The sequence below is a fragment of the Streptomyces hygroscopicus genome, assembly GCF_026168105.1.
Lineage (GTDB): Bacteria > Actinomycetota > Actinomycetes > Streptomycetales > Streptomycetaceae > Streptomyces > Streptomyces hygroscopicus_D.
This window is the reverse complement of the sequence record NZ_LBMW01000030.1, coordinates 32,639-48,891: the sequence shown is the minus strand read 5'-3', so window position 1 is coordinate 48,891 and position 16,253 is coordinate 32,639. Positions and strand designations below refer to the sequence as shown.

Here is a 16,253-nt window from a genome sequence, read left to right as displayed (position 1 = left end):
CTCTCCTTCGGCACGGAGCGGACACCGGACGACTCACTGCGAACCGTCATGCCGGGTCGAGCGGCCACAGGCTGGGCCTGCCCCGACTATCACGGTATGGCTCGGTGCCGTCGTCCCTCACGATCGGCTGGGGGTCCGGGCTGACGTATTCGATGCGGATGCCGTTCAGGTCCTTCTTCTCCGTGAACCACAGCAGAATGCGGTCGTTGTCCCCCAGTACGAGCCCGTCGTGGCCGATGCCCTGTTCGGCAAGAGCCGCCATCCGCTGCTCAAGGTCGGGCTGGTCCACGAAAGCGAGGTGGTGGAAGCCTTCGCCCTGCGCGGCCGAGTGGGTTCCCTGGCCGTGGAACTCCATCAGCTCAATGTAGGGCGGGCCCTCCTTGGAGAAGGAGATACGCGCGTCGTGGTGGTGAGGTTCCGGGTTGCTGCTGTCGACGTATCGCTCCGTGCGGTACCGGTGTATCTCGCTGAAGGTGTAGCCGGTGGCCGCCGACCAGCGAGAGATCGCGACTTCCAGGTCCGCCACCAGAATGCCGATGTGATCGATGAGCGGTGCCGCCATATCGTGCTCTCCTAGTCCTGTTCGAAGGTCTCCGGATTCATAGGCTGCTCGGTTCCGTTCAGCCCGGATATTTCCTTGATCTCGTCGTCGGCCAGGTGGAAGTCGAAGACATCCAGGTTGGCTGCCAGGCGGCCACGGTCAGAGGACTTGGGAATGGGCACCAGCCCCTGTTCGAGATGCCAACGGAGCACAACCTGGGCCGTGCTCTTCGAATACCGGCCGGCCACCGCCTGCACCACGGGTTCTGCAAGGAGTGTGCCGCCTTGCCCCAAGGGGCTCCACGACTGCACCACAATGCCGTGCTTTTCCGCGTAGGCGCGGGACTCCCACTGAACGATTCTCGGGTGAAGCTGTATCTGGTTGACCGCCGGGATCAGACCCGTTTCGCCGATGATGCGGTCGAGATGGCGCGGCAGGAAGTTGGAGACCCCGATGGACTTGACGTATCCCTCCTCGACGAGGCGTATGCAGGCCCGCCAGGTATCCACGTAGAGGTCACGCATGGGCATCGGCCAGTGGATCAAATAGAGGTCGAGGTAGTCGGTTCCCAGCCGGGCGAGAGTCTGCTCACAGCCACGTATCGCGCGGTCGAGACCATGATCCCGGCCGTTCACCTTCGACGTGATGAAGAACTCCTCGCGCGTCAGTCCCGACCGGCGTATGCCTTGTCCGACGCCACGCTCGTTCTGATAGAAGGCCGCCGTGTCCACCATCCGGTAGCCGAGCTGTGCTGCCACCGGAATGACCTGGGCGGCCAGCTCATCAGTCATGGTCCAGGTACCGAGCCCCAGTACCGGCATGGAGTGACCGGACCTGAGCTCCACCAAGGGAACGCTCACGCCTCCCACCGTCAGCAACCGCCCTGCAGGGAAAGTACGCCGGACTCGTCCGTTTCCAGAAGTTCCGTCATCACCTGGGCAGCGCAATCCAGTTCAGTGTCGGTGAGGTCGTTGACGAAGATGGTCCGCCCGATGCCCTGCAGGAGTGTCAGGTGCTGCTGGTTGTCGCGGTGCCGCATCGTGTCCGCCAGCGCCCGACGCAGCACACTGGGATCTGCGAACATCGGATGTGACGGCGCCAGGCCCATGCCGCGCGTGGTGTTCACGATCCGTTCGAACTGGGCCGGCGTCAGCATCCCCCGGTGCAGGGCGAGAACGGCGCTCAACACGCAGTCCATGGCCACTACTTCGCCGTGCAGGAGGGCCGGCAGCGCCTGCATCTCGATCACGGGTGAGAAGGTGTGGCCGTAGTCCACGATGCGCCGCAGGTCCGTCTCCCACAGGTTCTTTTGTAGCTCTTCCGCCATGCCGGAGATGGCCCGGTGCATGACCTCCCTCCCCGGTCCTGCGTCGTTGCCGTTGTCCGAATCCTGAAGGCGGTCGGCGACAAGCTGCGGGCCGTGCTCCTCGAGCAGTTCGAAAAGCACCGGGTCCTTGATGAGGGCCATCTTCAGTGCTTCGCCCAGACCGCTTTGAATCTGCCGTTCCGGCAGGGTCGCGATGAGGCTACGGTCGATCAACGTGCGCGGCGGCGGGGCAAAGGTTCCCAGCCGGTTGCGGAACCCTTCGTAGTTGACGCCGTTCTTCGCGGAGACGCTGCCGTCGATCTGGGCCAGCAGCGTGGTCGGTACGCGCACGTAGGGGATGCCTCGGCGATACAGGCTCGAGGCCATCCCGACCACGTCTTGAAGCACGCCGCCGCCAATCGCGATGGGAGGCGTCCCCACCCGGTGGGTGCCGATCTCGCTCAGTCGCCTCGCGATGCGCAGTACTTGGTCCAGGGTCTTGTTCTCGTCCCCGCCGGGGAGGGTGAGATATTCGACGAAAAGGCGGTTGACGGAGAAATAGTTCCGGATGCGCTCGCCGAAGATCTCATCGACCGTGTGGTCCATGACGACGAGCCGCGTAAGCTTGCTTGGCTTTCGGCCGGGTAAGAGCCCCAGCTCCGGGTTCCCCGGGTTGAATAAGTCATAGATTTCGATGATTTCATAGTCCACCTGCCGGGAAGCTGTCATGACCCACTTTCCGGTGCTCGACAAAGGATCCTCCCTGCCTCGTGACGCGCCAAGCCGCCTTTGTTCAGGGGCGCAACAAAACGGTAAGAGGGGTCGATCGCCATGCACAACCATATTCACTGACCGATATCGATGCCAGAGATGCTCGCTCCATACGTGATTCCTGGCGAGGCACGCACGGATCTCGCCAACATCAATCCGCATCCTCAACCATCGCTGAGGGGTTCGCCCCACTGGGTACAAACGCTCGAGTCCTGCACACTTTTCGGAGCCACCGCGCTCGAGGTTGCGTACGAGGGAGGGGGAGGCGCTGACCCAAACCCACCGCCCACAACAGGCCGCACCCGACAGAGTCAAGTCCGGGCAAAATCCACACCCCGGCTCGGGTATGTGAATGAGTCCGGACTTCTCAAGCCTGCACTGCCTCGGGCCCGAGGGTTCGAACGGCCTGGTCGGCGCTCGGTGCGCGTAGCCGGGACGCCGCGGGTGGCACCTTCGGCGAAGAAAGGCGCACGGTCACGGCAGACGATCTCGATGCCGGGCCGCTCGGCGAGCCAGGCCGCGAGCGTGTCCGCCTCCCGATCGGGAAGGAGGTCGACCGGGCGACGTGTCCCGATGTCGACGAGCACGGTTCCGTAGACACGGCCCTTGCGCTGGGCGTACTCCTCCCACCCGACCACGCGGGGTACTGCGGTGGCGGGGTCCGGCAGCGAGGCGGTCAGCCGCAACAGGCTGTTCCGGCTGACCGGAACCTTGAAGGCGTCCGTCATCCGGGCGCCGGACCGGCCCGCGAGCGCAAGACCGACCGACACCAGCGTCGACCGCAGCCGCTCGGTCCGTCGCCCGAACCTGCGGGTGAGACCGGGTACTTGCTCGGCGAAGGTCATGCGCCCAGCAGGATTCCTCCTCGCAGACGAACCTCCGCACCCGCAACGACACCACGACGGACTTGCCCGCCGTCGGCAAATCACGAGGAAATCGCAGGCAGGAGCCGTGTGTTCGCCTCGACCAGCACCCGCACCCCGGACAGGCCGCCCGTCCTGCGGTCGTACGGCCTCGACCCGGACGACCGTGTCGATCACCTCGACCGATTCCACCAACACGCCCTCGACCGAGGAAAACAGCAGCTCGTTCAACTGCGGCAGCACTTCGTTCACGGCGAAGGACTGTCGACCACACCACCATCCGGCCAGGCGATTTTCGGGCGAACTTTAGTGGTCGTGGGCGGTCAGTGCGCGCATGGCTGGCCGGCCGCGCATGAACCTGCCTCCACTCATCAGGCCCCAGTGGAATCGATCATCTAGGGAACCGGGAGGCGCTCTACCGGCGGACCGCCGAGATCAGTCCGCCGGGCCGCTCCTCGCGCTGCGGCGGGGTGCTGATCGGGCGGCCGTAGGCGGCAGCGCGCTCGCGCAGGGTGTGGCCGGCGGCCTCCCAGCCGTGCCCGGCCAGCCAGCCCACCGGGTCGTCGGGCATCTCCGAGACCCACATGGACGCCGCCGATCCCGGCACGGCGTCCGCGCCGAAGCGCTCGATCACGCCGCGCGAGCCCAACGTCAGCCCCATCCAACTGCCTGCCGCCGACTGCGCGCCGATCCGGGCCAGCAGCAGCTCCACCGCGTCCTCGGGCAGATAGATCAGCAGTCCTTCGGCGATCCACGCGGTCGGCACGGCCGGGTCGTGCCCTGCGGCGGCCAGCGCGCCTGGCCAGTCCTCACGCAGATCCACCGCGACGGTGATCCGCTCGCAGTGTGCGACGGCCCGCTCCTGGCGCAGCACCGAAGCCTTGAAGTCCAGTGGCGCGGCGGTGTCGACCTCGAACAGCCGGGTGCCCTCGGGCCAGTCCATCCGGAAGGCCCGGCTGTCCATGCCGGCGCCGAGCAGCACGACCTGCCGGACCCCGGACGCGGAGGCCTGCTGCAACAGGTCGTCGAGGAACTTCGTCCTGATGACGATGGAGAACGACACGGCCAGCCGGCGGCGGCGCGCGGCCTCGTCATCGGGCGGTGGCGAGGAGGGCCACAGGCCGCCGGCGGTGGCGAAGGCCTGTGCCAGTGGGTCGCGGAACAGCGCGTTCTCCCGCTCGGTCTCCAGCGCCCGCACCCTGGCCACCCCCACCGCCGTGGCCCACACTCCCGACGGCTGCACCCGCTCCTGCTCATCAGTCACCGCGCCAGCCTAGGTGATCAATTACAAGGGGTCTGATGAGGGGAGCCAGGTTCATTCGCGGCCGGCCAGTCATGCGCGCACCGACCGCCTACGACCACTAAAACCACCAAAGGCGACACCTGCGCACCTGGCGCGGACGGGGTCCTTCACCCCGCACTGCAGCCTGGCCTCCGACCCCGACCCGCATGTCCGGAGCATGGCCGTCGAACTCGTCGCAGGTTCGCCCACACCGATGCCGGCGCCATCGCCGCCTTGCAAGCCCCCCACGCCCAGGAGGCAAGCCCGGCTGTCCGCAAGAAGGCGGGCTGGCACGTACCCGGCGGGGCCATCTACGAACGAGCCGCCCCACGCAGTCTCAGGCAACGGGACTCAGTCCGGGAGGGCTTGGCCGCCTCGATGCAGAAGCGTCGTTGGCGCAGCGGAAACCCAGGTTGCCGGAGGAGGACTCCGGTGTGTTGCAGGAGCGGGCGGCCACCCGGTAGCGGTTGCAGTAGGAGTCGTGGCACAGGTAGGAGCCGCCACGCATCACTCGTGCGGTTCCGGTCTCCGGACCGTGGGGGTCTGTCGGGGGGGACTGGGTGTAGTAGGAGGGTGAGAACCAGTCGGAGCACCATTCCCAGACATTGCCCGCTGTGTTCCAAAGACCAAAGCCGTTGGGACGGTAGGACCTGACCGGTGCGGTGGTCAGATAGCCGTCCTCGGCCGTGTTGGTGTGCGGGAAGCGTCCCTGCCAGATGTTGCAGCGCCACCGGCCGTCGGGGGTGAGGTCATCCCCCCAGGCGTAGCGGCGGCCCGCCAGGCCGCCCCGTGCGGCGTATTCCCACTCGGCCTCGGTGGGCAGGCGCTTGCCGGCCCACTGCGTGTAGGCGATGGCGTCGTTCCAGGACACGTGGACGACGGGGTGACTCTGTCGGTCGGTGATGTCGGACCTGGCGCCCTCGGGGCGGCGCCAGTGGGCGCCACGGACGTTGATCCACCAGGGGGTTCCAGCGGCGTTTCCGAGGACGTCGGAGGGCGGGGCGGCGACGACAAGGTGAAAGACCGCCGAGGAGCCGTAGCGTTCGGCGTCCGTCACGTAACCGGTCGCCTTGACGAAGGTGGCGAACTGGGCGTTGGTGACGGCGGTCTCGTCGAAGTGGAAGGACTTGAGGCGTACGGCGTGGACAGGTGTCTCGCCGTCGGCCGGATAGCCCTCGCCGAAGGCGTCGCCCATGGCGAACTCACCCCCAGGCAGGCGCACCTGCCCGCGGGTCGAGGGTTCGCGGGAGGTGTGGCTGCGCGTCGTCGGCGTCGGCGAGAGCAGCGAGACGATACTGACCGGCGCGTCGGTCGCCGGAGTGCAGCAGGAGCGCTGATCGCGTGTCATGGGTCGGAATTCCTCGATCGCGGGTCGGTCCCACGCCTGCGCTCGGTCGTGCGCGGCGAGGCGTGTCGGCTGGAGTCGTGGGCGGTAACCCGCCGGCACCGGCGCCATGTCGTGCGTTTCGGAGTGAGCGCCGGTACGGACGCGGTGGCCCAGGGTGTGCGTGGGTCCCCCACCGGTCAGGCGCCCTGGCGGGAGGGACGCCGGGGCATCACGTCCGCTGGTTCTGGTAGGTGGACTCGTCCAGCCCGCTCAGCGTCGGGTCATGTCCCACTTCGCCGACGTCGTACATTGACGTCATCCAGTGGTAGAAGTTGTCGCCGCGCTCGCACAGTACCTCGTAGAGTCGGCGCATCATCCGCGAGCGAACCTCGCTCCGTTCCGGATGGGTATAGATGTTTTGCAACTCGTCCGGGTCGGTTTGCAGGTCGTAGAGCTCGTTGACCGAGTCGGGGTTGACAACGAGCTTGTACCGGTCATCGCGCAGCATGCGCTGCGGGTAGGGGAAGTGGTGACCGTGGAACTCGCAGACGATGTCCTGATCCCAGTCCACCGTTTCGTCGTGGACGAGCGGCAGCAGGCTGCGCGAGTCGACGGCGGGCTTGGGGTCGATGCCCGCCAGTTCGAGGATGGTAGCGGTGCAGTCGAGCAGGCTGACGAACTCCGGCCGTACGACGCCGCCGGGCGCGCCCGGGACGCGCAGTATTCCGGGTGTGCGGTAGATGTCCTCGTACATTGCCGGGCCCTTGTCGTGCAGTCGATGTGAGCCGGTGAATTCGCCGTGGTCGCAGGTGAAGAACACGGCGGTGTCGTTCACCAGTCCGAGCCGTTCCATTGCTTCCATGACCCGGCCGATCTGCATGTCGATCAATGCCACGTAGCCCCAGTAGACCGCGATGAGTTTGCGCGTCGTCTCGATCGGCATGGTGTCGAAGGTCCAGTGAGCGCTGTAGTTGCGCTGTACCGGGGGTTTGCCGTGGAAGGTCTCCGCGATGGACCGCGGAAGCTCCACATCCGCCGGGTCGACCAGGTCGAAGTACTCGTCGGGGAGGATGTAGGGAAGGTGCGGTCCGAAGAAGTGCAGAGCGAGGAAGAATGGTTGGCCGCGGTCGCGGGAGTCCGCGGCGTACTGTTCGAGCTTCTCTATGGCGCGGGTGGCCAGGTAGTGTTCGAAGGTGGCTTCGACCGGCTGGTGCAGCCGGGCGGCGAGCAGGTTGCCGGGGCCGCCGTTGGGCAGGGTGCCGCGGATGCGGTCACTGATCTCGTACGGCGGCAGACCGCGTTCGGCGAGATAGGCGAGGTAGTCCGGGTGGTCCACCGGGTTGTGCCAGCCGGGCAACTCCGGGCCGTCGAAGCCGAAGTCGGCCGCTGTCCTCCGGTTGCCGGCGTGCCATTTGCCGATGAGGCCGCAGTTGTAGCCGTTCTCCCGCAGCGCCCTGGAGAAGGTGAACTGCTCTTCGGAGAGGTCTTCGAGATATCCGACGTTGCGCTCGTGGTTGGCGAGCACCTTGTGCCGGAAGGGCGCCTGACCGGTCAGCAGGCTGGCCCGGGCCGGGGTGCAGATCGCGGTGGGGGTGTACCAGCGGTCGAAGCGGGTGCCCGTTGCGGCGAGTTCGTCGAGGGCGGGGGTGTGCGCCAGCCGGTTGCCGTAGGCGCCGAGTGTGTCCGCCCGGTGCTGGTCGGTCATGAGGAAGAGGATGTTCTTCCCGGACGTGTTGGACGTGGTCACTTGCCTGCTCCCATGAAGAGCTCACCGGTGTAGTAGGTCTTGGGGTCGGCGGGCCGGCTGAGCTTGCCGGCTTCGACGAAGTAGTCGTTCATGCCCTTCAGCCACTTGTCGATCGTGCCGTCCTTGGTCAGCGTGTCGAGCTCGTCGACGCTGAGCAGCTTGTTGTTGGCGGCGTCGGCCTTGACCTGGTCGGCCGGGATGTTGAGCTTGTTGGCGGTGATTGCGATGGCCTCATCGGTATGTGCGGACCGGAAGTCGATGGCGTCGCGCAGGACGGCGAGGACCTTCTTGACCTTCTCCGGTTGATCGGCCACCAGCTTGTTGCCGGCCACGAAAGCGGTGGGGAATGAGACGTCATCCTTGAAGTCGCTGTCCTTGGCGAGCTCGACGAGATCGGGGTCCTGCTTCTTGATGGTGGCCAGCGCGGGGTACCAGAAGCCGGCACCGTCGACCTTCTTGGAGGAGAAGGCGGACACGATGGTCGACGGGTCCATGGGGACGATCTTCAGGTCTTTCTTGGTCATCCCTGCCTTCTTCAGGGCGAGGGTAAGGATCATGTCGCCGGAGGTGCCCTCGGGAACGGCAACGGTCCTTCCCTTGAGCTGCTTCATTGAGGTGATGCCCGGCTGGGCGATGACCCGGTCGGCGTTGCCGAGCGTGTTGATCGCGACGACCTTGGCCTTGCCCGAGGCGGGCAGCCACATCGCGCCCGGGCCTATGTAACCGAAGTCGAGGTTGTCCGTGCCGAGGGCCTGGATCTGCAGCGGCCCGTTGGTGAAGACCTTGCTCTCCGCCGTCAGCCCGTGCTTCTTCCACAGTCCCTTGGCGTCAGCGATGGCGATCAGGCTCGCACCGTTGAAGTCACCGATGTAGCCGAAGCGCACCGCCTCGCCCGACTCCCCGGAGGCCGATCCGCTGTCGCACGCAGTCAGCAATGCCATCGCGGCCAGTCCGGCGAGGGTGGCGGAGAGGTGTCTGCGGATGAGGGTGGATGTCATGATGCCGGTCCCTTCCATTTCATGCCGTTGAGGAGTGAGAGGCGGATTGGAAGGCGGTGCGGCCTTCCTGGTGGTAGACGGAGTGCCACACCCGTTTGCGCAGCGCGGCGAACTCGGAGCTGAGACGGAATTCCTCGTTGCGCTCGATCGCGGGGTCGACCTCGATGACGTCGTAGATGCGTCCGGGGCGGGCGGCCATGACGATCACACGGGTGGCCAGGAACACGGCCTCATCGACGTCGTGGGTGATGAACAGCACGGTGCGCTTGTTCTGGCTCCAGGTGTGCAACAGCTGTTCCTGAAGCTTGACTCGAGTAAGCGCGTCAAGGGCGCCGAATGGTTCGTCCATCAGCAGGATCGAGGGGTCGACGGCGTAGGCACGGGCGATGGCGCATCGCTGGCGCATGCCTCCGGACAGCGTCTTGGGGAGCGCGTCGGCGAAGCGCTCGAGTCCCACCTGCTCGATGAAGTGCTCCGCCCGCCTTCGGCGCTCGCCTTTCGGGACGCCTGAGGTCCGGAGACCGAACTCGACGTTCTGGCGCACCGTCAGCCAGGGGAAGAGAGCGTACTGCTGGAAGATCACGCCTCGCTCGGGCCCTGGCCCCAAGACCGGTGAACCGTCCACCAGGGCACGACCCGCCGTGGGTGTCTCCAGCCCGGCGAGGATGTTCATGAGGGTGCTCTTGCCGCAGCCCGAGGGCCCGACGACGGTGACGAACTCGTGGTCCGCGATGTCGAGTGAGACGTTGTCCAGGGCGGTGAAGGTCTCGCGGCCCAGGGCGAAGATCTTGGTGACGCCCTGGACGGATATCTTGGCGGTCTTGGTGGTCATCGGCGCTCCTGCCATCCGGTCAGCTTGCGTTCTGCGAGGAGGAGGACGCGGTCCATGAGCAGACCGAGGATCCCGATCGAGATGAGTCCGACGAAGATGGTCGGTAGGTCGTAGTACAGCTGGGCGTTCTGCATGCGGTAGCCGAGTCCCTGCTGGGCGGCGATGAGTTCTGCGGCGACCAGGGTGGCCCAGGCCGAGCCGAGGCCGACCCGCATGCCGACGAGGATGAATGGGGTGGAGGCGGGCACCACCACGCGGGCGAAGATCGTGACGTCCTTGGCACCCAGCACCCGGGCGGCGTTGATCAGTGTGCGATCAACGTTGACCACGCCCTGGAAGGTCGAGATCACGCATGCCAGGAACGCGGCGAGGAAGATGACGAAGATCTTCGGGGTCTCGTCGATCCCCATGACGACCACGGCCAGCGGGATGATCGCCAGCGGCGGGATGGTGCGGAAGAACTGGATCCAGGGTTCGATCAGGCCACGCAGGACGCTGTACCAGCCCATCAGGAATCCGACGGGGATCGCTGCTGCGGTGCCGAGTGCGAAGCCGATGAGTACGCGTGTCAGGCTGGCGACGGCGTCCTCGCCGAGTGTCCCGTTGCCGATCAGCGTCCCGGCGCGCGAGACGACCTCCAGCGGTGTCGGCAGCTTGAAGCCCGCAGTGGCGAGGACCCACCAGATCGCGATTCCCAGCAAGACGGACACGGCGTTCAGGATCAGAGGCAGCTTGCGCCGGCCTGCCGACTGACGCTCTGGTGCGGTCATGGTGTCACCCGCGGTGCCCGGAGCCGGCCGATGTCCTGTGCGTCTCTCGGGTATGAGGCGTCGTGGGCTGGCGCCCCGATTGTCAAGGGCGGGCATGGGCGGCTCTTTCTGTGGGGACGCCGGGTGCGTCGGATCGGTGCTTCACGTCAGCGGTTTCGGGGTACCTGGCGAGGAGGGGAGAACTGTGGAAGACAGCGGCGAGCGCGCCGATGGCGCCGTCGTCGTCCGAGAGCCGCGCGGCCTCGACGACGGGACTGGCCGACGCGGTCGGGAAGAGTTCGGCGGCGAGAGTGGCGGCAGCCAGCTCAACGATGACGGGCGCCAGCCGGGTGATCTCCCCGCCGATGACGACCTTCGCCGGGTTCAGGATCATGGTCGCCGCACCGACGACGCGTCCGAGCGCCGCAGCCGCCTCCCGCAGCACCCGGTCCGCGACGGGGTGCGCGCGGGCGAGGGCGGACGCCAAGTCCTCGAGGTTCTCCAGACGTAGACCGAACTCCCAGCAGGCGGCGAGGATCCCCGGCACCGAGGCCACGGTCTCCAGGCATCCGCGCTTGCCGCACCGGCACGGACGGCCCGCCGGAGCAGCGGTCACGTGCCCGAGTTCACCGGCCAGCCCGGCCGAGCCGGTGACCAGCTGGCCGCCGACGACGAGCCCGCCACCGACGCCGTCCGACAGACGTATGTACACCAGGTCGGCGACACTGTCGGCGCCGCTGATCGCCTCGGCAAGGGCGGCCAGGCGGGTGTTGTTGTCGACGATCACCGGCGCGCCGAAGCGTTCGGCGAACGCCAGGTCGACGCCTTCCGGGGCCGGGCGCAGAACCGTTGCCCCCAAAGTGGCGCGGGGCCATGCCGTCCCCTCGGGAGCCGGGTAGGGCCCCGGCACACCGATGCCGATGCCCTGAAGAGCCCCGTAGTGGACACCGGCCTCGGTGCTCAGCCGGTCCACCAGCCCGAGGGCGAGGTCGGTCCGCGTCTTCCAGGGCGCCGTGTCGTCGTACCGGACCGAGCCCGAGACCATGATCTGGTGCGAGGCGTCGGCAACAGCCACGTGGACGCGCCGATGGCCGAAGTCGACTCCCATGAACTGCGCCGACGCCGGGTCGAGTGCCAGCCGCTCGGCCGGTCGCCCGCTGCCCTCACGCTTGGAGGCGTCGGTGTCCACAACGACGATGGCGCCCCGTTGCAAGAGGCTACTGGTGATGTCGGAAAGAGTGGTGCGGGACAGGCCGACGAGTCGGGCGATCTCGCGGCGACTCATGGCACCGTTCTCCTGCAGCGCACGCAGCACGCGTTCCTCATGTGCGCGCCTGACCAGCGCATGCACTCCAATGGGCATCTCCATGCCGGTCAAGGTAGGGAGGCCGGAATTTTTCCGTCAAGGCTCCGGCAGAAATAGCCGTGCAAACGTTTGGCTCACTTCCCTGCGTGCGCGTTCGGCACGAGGTGTTGCGCCGAGCGCGGGCCTGCGCTGACCGGCACCTATGACGGCGGCGTTCGCCCACCCGTCGGCTTCCTGCGCCCTGCCACGGCCTTGACCCGGGGTGAAGAGGTCCGCTCGGCCCTCGCCCCTCCCGGTCCTGGATGTCCCGTCGGCGCAATCCATCCTGAGCGACCGTGACACCCTGACTGGTCGGCCACCCGTCCGCGCGACCTGCGGAAACACTGGGACGCATGGGCGGTCGACATGTCGCGTGCTCCAGAACATTCATCCGGAGTCTTGACTGAAATCACCTGGTCCCCATCCGAGGCCTCTGGTGGCGAACTCGCTCCCGGCCGGTGCAGGAGGTCCGACCGCCTCGCCTTTGAGCACGCAATCGCAGTCCTGCACCAGACCACCCCGCTGCGCCCCACCCTCGCCCCGAGCGAACTCGGCGACAGCGCCGTCCTGTTGGGCGCCATCGCCACCGCCCTCCGCAGCGCCCGCCCGCAAGTCTTCAGAACCAGACGCACAGGAGCTGGCGCACGGTATCCAGGGTGACGTCGCCATGGTGGCGGGCGAGGTCCCAGGGTCTCAGTGGCAGCCAGGGGTCGTGCGGAGGGTCCAGAACGCGCTGCCTGCGGTGATCGTCCTGCGGGATGTATCGGTCGTCATGCGAGGTGGTGTGAAGGCTTGGCTCGGGCTTGAGGTGGTGATCAGCGGCCGCTGTCCGTGAACGGATCCCGGCCTGGGGCCGTACATAAGAGAAGCACCGCCGGCGGATCTGCCTGCACGTGTGCCGCCACAAGTCACCGCGCGGGCTCGAGTCGCTGAAACCGCCCCACATCGCGGTTGACCAGAAAGCCCTGCAGGCGCGGCTTTGCGAAGTCCCTGGGCTTGCCCGACAGGTCCCGCTCGATGTCGTCCGGCCAAGCGCGGCCGGACAACCTCCTGTGAGGAGACCGGGGCCGAACCCATTTCTTAGAGACGGTAAGGAGAAGATAGTGCCAGCAGATGCCACGCAGCGGTCGGCAGCAGCGCCTACGGAGGAGCATTCAGCCAACAAGTCCGCCAAACCTGAAGCGCCGTCGAACCACCGCTTCGGGCCGCTGGTACCTCCCAAAACGATCAAACCGAAGGAGCTGGACGACCAGAACCACCTCCGGATCAACCCTTTGTTGATATCGCTTGACGAGATCCCACCCGCCTGGATTCTCAAGGGGAGAGAAGATGCGGTCTGGCATTACTCGGTCGTCAAAGATGACAAAATCATGCTGGGCAGCGAGAAGCTCCTCACGGTCATCCCCGAGGAGCAGTTCGACGAGCTGTTGACCGGCATGCAGGAGGCCGTGCGTGAGCAGCAGCGACGACACCCGGAGACGAGTACAAAGGATCTCACGGAGCAGGATCTGAAGAACGGAATAGATGGATTGGGCCACCCGACAATCGCGGTCGAGTTCAGCGACGACGGAGGGACGCTCGTCGCGCCCGCGGCACTGAGTGGCGAATTCCGCTACGATCCACGGCGGCAACTGGGGACGATAAACGACCAGTCAGGCCGCTACATGAGCAAGGCGGTCAGGCCCGGCGTGGATCCCGGGCAGGTTGAGAAATGGCTGGAGAACGCCTGCAAGGTCTTCGAGAAAAAGCTGGGAATCCCAGTCACGTACGAGCAAACAAAGACATTGCCGGACCAGCCGACCAATTCAACTGTGGCACACACCGCAGCGCTCCAGACAACCGGCAACGCATCACCGGCCGCAAACACTCCCAGTCAGCCCACCACCTTTTCCGCTCCTGGTGCCCCTCCCCACCAGGCGGCCGCCGCCGTCACCAAGGGCAAGAGACCACAACGATCCTGAACGGCCGAATAGTATGGCGGTAGCGGAACGCGATTGGGTTGGCCACGCGTAGCGTTCCGTATACATCCATGTCGCTGCCCGCTTTCCCTTCGAGCGCGGTGCTGGAGAGGGCGATCGACGATCCCTTGGCCAGGCGGACTCAACTCGAAGTGTCGCGATCCGGCGCGTACGGCAGGCGGTTCCAGGTTCGAACTTTGCTCCCCCGTCTGCGCCTCCCCAACCCGCGGCCGGGACTGTTCCTCCTGTGAACAGGATGGCGCTTCCTGCCCCAATCAGTCAGCCGACCAGCGCGGCCCCGCAGGCCGCGACCAGTGCCGCACAGATCGCAGTGAGGAGTGCCGCCCGGTGAGTGAGCAGGGGCGGGCGAGGCGTGCTGAGGGCCCGGATGCGCTGGTGTGCGACCACGACAAAGCCGAGCCAGGCGAGGATTGCGCACGCGACCGCCGGCAGCTCGCCCGATCCGGCCCGGCCGTGCAGGGCCGTCCGGACCGCCAGTACGGAGGCGACCGTAACGGCCAGCGTGGTGCGCCGCCAGGCCAGCCGGGTCCGTTCGGGCTGCAGCCCGGGGTCGCGGTCGGGCGACCCTGAGCAGCGCGCGAGGCCGCCGCTCATCCGGCGCAGCCGAGCAGCACCACGGTCACCACCGCCAGCGCCACGAGCCCTAGGATCAGCGCCAGCAACGCCGGGAGGCGGCTCTGCGGCAGGTCCTCACCGCGCCGCATGGCCCGCTCGCACTTCACCCAGTGGTTCACCGCCCGCCCGGTGCACAGCACGCCTGCGAGCAGCAGCGCCAGCGCCAGCCCGATCCGCCACCAGTCCGCCAGGTGCGGCAGGAACTGGTCGACGGCGAAGCCGCCGCCGACCAGCGCCAGCGCGGTGCGCAACCAGGCAAGGAAGGTCCGCTCGTTGGCGAGTGAGAAACGGTAGTCCGGGGTCTCGCCCTCGGCACGCACCGTCTCCGGCGAGAACCAGAGCCGCAGTTCACGTAGCGCATCGAACACGTTGCTGACCTCGCGTGAGCAGGAAGGCCCCATGGACCTGGGGGTACCGGTGCCGCACCCGGCTGTTCACTCGTCGCTCCGAGACGCGCCCGCGGCGGACGGGGCTTCCGTACCTGTCTGCGAGAACGTGTCCGGGCCGGTCCCGGTTCTCCCCACCTCTTCCAGGGGACGGTTGCTGGTCTCCTCGGCCCAGGCCAAACAGACCAGCCAGCCGGCGGCCGTGATGGCCGCGCCGATCCCCATGGTCGCCCCGGTACCGAGGTGGGCCAGGGAGACCGGGACCAGGTACGTGCCGGCCGCAGCGCCGAACCGGCTGAGCGCGACGGCCATGCCCACGGCGGAGGCGCGGATGGAGGTCGGGAAGAGCTCGTTGGGGTAGGCCCACTCCAGGATGTTGGGTGCGCCGGAGAAGAGCCCGTACAGGCAGAAGCAGAGGATGACGATGGCGACCGGGGCCGATGGCCAGAGCGCCAGTACGAGCAGCGGGGGCACCATCGCCGCGAAGGACCAGGTGATCATCTTTCGTCTTCCGACGGACTCCAGCCACCGCATGGCCGGTAGGGTCCCGAGCAGAAAGACCAGGGTGATCAGGACCGAGCCGAGGTTGCTGAGGTTGCCGCTGCCGAGGCCGAACGTGCTGAGGATTTTCGGCCCGAAGATGTAGAGCGCCCACAGGGGGATCACCGCGCAGGTGTAGAAGAGGGCGCAGAAGGCCGTCCGGCGCAGGTAGAGACCCCGGAACAGCTCGGTGACGCTGCCGCGCCGGGCGCGTGAGGCGTGTGCAGCCGTGAGGTCCCCGGGGGTGACCCGCACGCGCAGGACGCGTTCGATGAGTGCGCTTGCTTCCTCGGGGCGGCCCTTGGCGACCAGCCAGCGGGGGGACTCCGGGGTGCCGTGGCGCAGTGCGATGACACCGACGGACACGACCGCCGCGCTGGCAAGCATCCAGCGCCAGGCGCCGGGGCCGGTGTTCTCGGCAAGGAGATAACCGACGAAGTAGGCGGCTGTGGCGCCCACGTACCAGGCGACGATCAGGACGCCCATCATTCGGGCGCGCTGCCGCCTGGGAAGCCATTCAGTAAGCAGGGAGGTGGCGATGGGGTAGTCGGCGCCGATGGCGAACCCGATGATGAGCCGCAGGACGATGAGTTGCCCTGCGGAGGTGACGAAGGCGCAGGCCACCGAAGCGACCAGCAGAACGGCCAGGTCGATGGTGTACATGACCCGGCGGCCCACCATGTCGGTCACCGGGCCGATGATCAGGCCGCCGAAGAACATGCCCACCAGCGCGGCCACGCCGATCATGGCGGTGGCGGCGCTGCCGAGCCGGAGGCTGTCGCTGATGCCGACCAGGGCGATTCCGATGATCGACAGGAGGTAACCGTCGAGCAGCGGGCCGCCGCTGCAGGCCAGGGCCAACTTGCGATGAAAGCGGCTCATCGGCGCTTCGTCGATTGCGGTCAGTTCCATAGCTGCTCCCTCGCACTGCCGGATGAAAGGGGAGGGCGGGCGCCCCGGCCGGAGCGCCCG

16 protein-coding genes are annotated in these 16,253 nt (G+C 67.0%); 2 read left to right on the top strand and 14 right to left on the bottom strand.

What is annotated here, in order from left to right:
- Nucleotides 1–46: 46 nt before the first annotated feature.
- From AAW14_RS25855 to AAW14_RS25840, 4 genes are all read right to left on the bottom strand, one after another.
- Nucleotides 47–562 (bottom strand): VOC family protein, encoded by a 516-nt coding sequence (locus AAW14_RS25855; RefSeq protein ID WP_265566328.1) that lies wholly within the window; start codon nucleotides 560–562, stop codon nucleotides 47–49.
- 11 nt (nucleotides 563–573) lie between these two features.
- Nucleotides 574–1,401: an aldo/keto reductase gene (locus AAW14_RS25850; protein WP_265566327.1), complete on the bottom strand. Its 828-nt coding sequence runs from the start codon at nucleotides 1,399–1,401 to the stop codon at nucleotides 574–576.
- A gap of 11 nt (nucleotides 1,402–1,412) precedes the next feature.
- Complete coding sequence (locus AAW14_RS25845) at nucleotides 1,413–2,558, bottom strand: sedoheptulose 7-phosphate cyclase (protein WP_265566326.1); 1,146 nt, start codon at nucleotides 2,556–2,558, stop codon at nucleotides 1,413–1,415.
- Between the two features lie 371 nt (nucleotides 2,559–2,929).
- A complete protein-coding gene (locus tag AAW14_RS25840) occupies nucleotides 2,930–3,463 on the bottom strand; it encodes a transposase (protein ID WP_265566325.1) in 534 nt (177 codons plus the stop codon).
- A gap of 108 nt (nucleotides 3,464–3,571) precedes the next feature.
- On the opposite strand from AAW14_RS25840, the gene AAW14_RS25835 reads away from it, so the two are divergent.
- Nucleotides 3,572–3,880 (top strand): hypothetical protein, encoded by a 309-nt coding sequence (locus AAW14_RS25835; RefSeq protein ID WP_265566324.1) that lies wholly within the window; start codon nucleotides 3,572–3,574, stop codon nucleotides 3,878–3,880.
- A 16-nt stretch (nucleotides 3,881–3,896) separates the two neighbouring features.
- Here the strand turns inward: AAW14_RS25835 and AAW14_RS25830 are convergent, their stop codons facing one another.
- The 7 genes from AAW14_RS25830 to AAW14_RS25800 form a co-directional block, all read right to left on the bottom strand.
- Nucleotides 3,897–4,709: a class I SAM-dependent methyltransferase gene (locus AAW14_RS25830; RefSeq protein WP_265566381.1), complete on the bottom strand. Its 813-nt coding sequence runs from the start codon at nucleotides 4,707–4,709 to the stop codon at nucleotides 3,897–3,899.
- Between the two features lie 391 nt (nucleotides 4,710–5,100).
- Nucleotides 5,101–6,111: a formylglycine-generating enzyme family protein gene (locus AAW14_RS25825; protein WP_265566323.1), complete on the bottom strand. Its 1,011-nt coding sequence runs from the start codon at nucleotides 6,109–6,111 to the stop codon at nucleotides 5,101–5,103.
- A gap of 208 nt (nucleotides 6,112–6,319) precedes the next feature.
- Nucleotides 6,320–7,837, bottom strand: coding sequence for a sulfatase-like hydrolase/transferase (locus tag AAW14_RS25820; protein WP_416223373.1), 1,518 nt, complete (start codon nucleotides 7,835–7,837; stop codon nucleotides 6,320–6,322).
- On the bottom strand, nucleotides 7,834–8,835 hold the full coding sequence (locus tag AAW14_RS25815; protein ID WP_265566322.1) for an aliphatic sulfonate ABC transporter substrate-binding protein: 1,002 nt from the start codon (nucleotides 8,833–8,835) through the stop codon (nucleotides 7,834–7,836). The genes AAW14_RS25820 and AAW14_RS25815 overlap by 4 nt, the downstream gene beginning before the upstream one ends.
- A gap of 19 nt (nucleotides 8,836–8,854) precedes the next feature.
- Nucleotides 8,855–9,667: an ABC transporter ATP-binding protein gene (locus tag AAW14_RS25810; RefSeq protein WP_265566321.1), complete on the bottom strand. Its 813-nt coding sequence runs from the start codon at nucleotides 9,665–9,667 to the stop codon at nucleotides 8,855–8,857.
- Nucleotides 9,664–10,533, bottom strand: coding sequence for an ABC transporter permease (locus AAW14_RS25805; RefSeq protein WP_416223372.1), 870 nt, complete (start codon nucleotides 10,531–10,533; stop codon nucleotides 9,664–9,666). Before AAW14_RS25805 ends, AAW14_RS25810 begins: the two co-directional genes overlap by 4 nt.
- Complete coding sequence (locus AAW14_RS25800) at nucleotides 10,520–11,785, bottom strand: ROK family transcriptional regulator (protein WP_265566319.1); 1,266 nt, start codon at nucleotides 11,783–11,785, stop codon at nucleotides 10,520–10,522. Before AAW14_RS25800 ends, AAW14_RS25805 begins: the two co-directional genes overlap by 14 nt.
- A 1,079-nt stretch (nucleotides 11,786–12,864) precedes the next feature.
- On the opposite strand from AAW14_RS25800, the gene AAW14_RS25795 reads away from it, so the two are divergent.
- Entirely contained in the window at nucleotides 12,865–13,722 is an 858-nt protein-coding gene (locus AAW14_RS25795) for a hypothetical protein (protein WP_265566318.1), read from the top strand.
- Between the two features lie 276 nt (nucleotides 13,723–13,998).
- Here the strand turns inward: AAW14_RS25795 and AAW14_RS25790 are convergent, their stop codons facing one another.
- Genes AAW14_RS25790 through AAW14_RS25780 form a run of 3 tightly spaced genes read right to left on the bottom strand, consistent with a single transcriptional unit; the run spans nucleotide 13,999 to nucleotide 16,193 of the window.
- Nucleotides 13,999–14,334: a DUF202 domain-containing protein gene (locus AAW14_RS25790; protein WP_265566317.1), complete on the bottom strand. Its 336-nt coding sequence runs from the start codon at nucleotides 14,332–14,334 to the stop codon at nucleotides 13,999–14,001.
- Nucleotides 14,331–14,756, bottom strand: coding sequence for a YidH family protein (locus AAW14_RS25785; RefSeq protein ID WP_416223371.1), 426 nt, complete (start codon nucleotides 14,754–14,756; stop codon nucleotides 14,331–14,333). The genes AAW14_RS25790 and AAW14_RS25785 overlap by 4 nt, the downstream gene beginning before the upstream one ends.
- Before the next feature lie 33 nt (nucleotides 14,757–14,789).
- Nucleotides 14,790–16,193 carry an MFS transporter gene (locus AAW14_RS25780; protein ID WP_265566316.1) on the bottom strand — a complete coding sequence of 468 codons (1,404 nt, stop codon included), beginning with the start codon at nucleotides 16,191–16,193 and terminating at the stop codon, nucleotides 14,790–14,792.
- Nucleotides 16,194–16,253: the final 60 nt, after the last annotated feature.

Bases quoted from the DNA above. Each gene is read 5' to 3' on its own strand.
- AAW14_RS25855 (WP_265566328.1), bottom strand. From the start codon at position 562: ATGGCGGCACCGCTCATCGATCACATCGGCATTCTGGTGGCGGACCTG.
- AAW14_RS25840 (WP_265566325.1), bottom strand. From the start codon at position 3,463: ATGACCTTCGCCGAGCAAGTACCCGGTCTCACCCGCAGGTTCGGGCGA.
- AAW14_RS25825 (WP_265566323.1), bottom strand. From the start codon at position 6,111: ATGACACGCGATCAGCGCTCCTGCTGCACTCCGGCGACCGACGCGCCG.
- AAW14_RS25815 (WP_265566322.1), bottom strand. From the start codon at position 8,835: ATGACATCCACCCTCATCCGCAGACACCTCTCCGCCACCCTCGCCGGA.
- AAW14_RS25810 (WP_265566321.1), bottom strand. From the start codon at position 9,667: ATGACCACCAAGACCGCCAAGATATCCGTCCAGGGCGTCACCAAGATC.
- AAW14_RS25805 (WP_416223372.1), bottom strand. From the start codon at position 10,533: ATGCCCGCCCTTGACAATCGGGGCGCCAGCCCACGACGCCTCATACCC.
- AAW14_RS25800 (WP_265566319.1), bottom strand. From the start codon at position 11,785: ATGGAGATGCCCATTGGAGTGCATGCGCTGGTCAGGCGCGCACATGAG.
- AAW14_RS25790 (WP_265566317.1), bottom strand. From the start codon at position 14,334: ATGAGCGGCGGCCTCGCGCGCTGCTCAGGGTCGCCCGACCGCGACCCC.
- AAW14_RS25785 (WP_416223371.1), bottom strand. From the start codon at position 14,756: ATGGGGCCTTCCTGCTCACGCGAGGTCAGCAACGTGTTCGATGCGCTA.
- AAW14_RS25780 (WP_265566316.1), bottom strand. From the start codon at position 16,193: ATGGAACTGACCGCAATCGACGAAGCGCCGATGAGCCGCTTTCATCGC.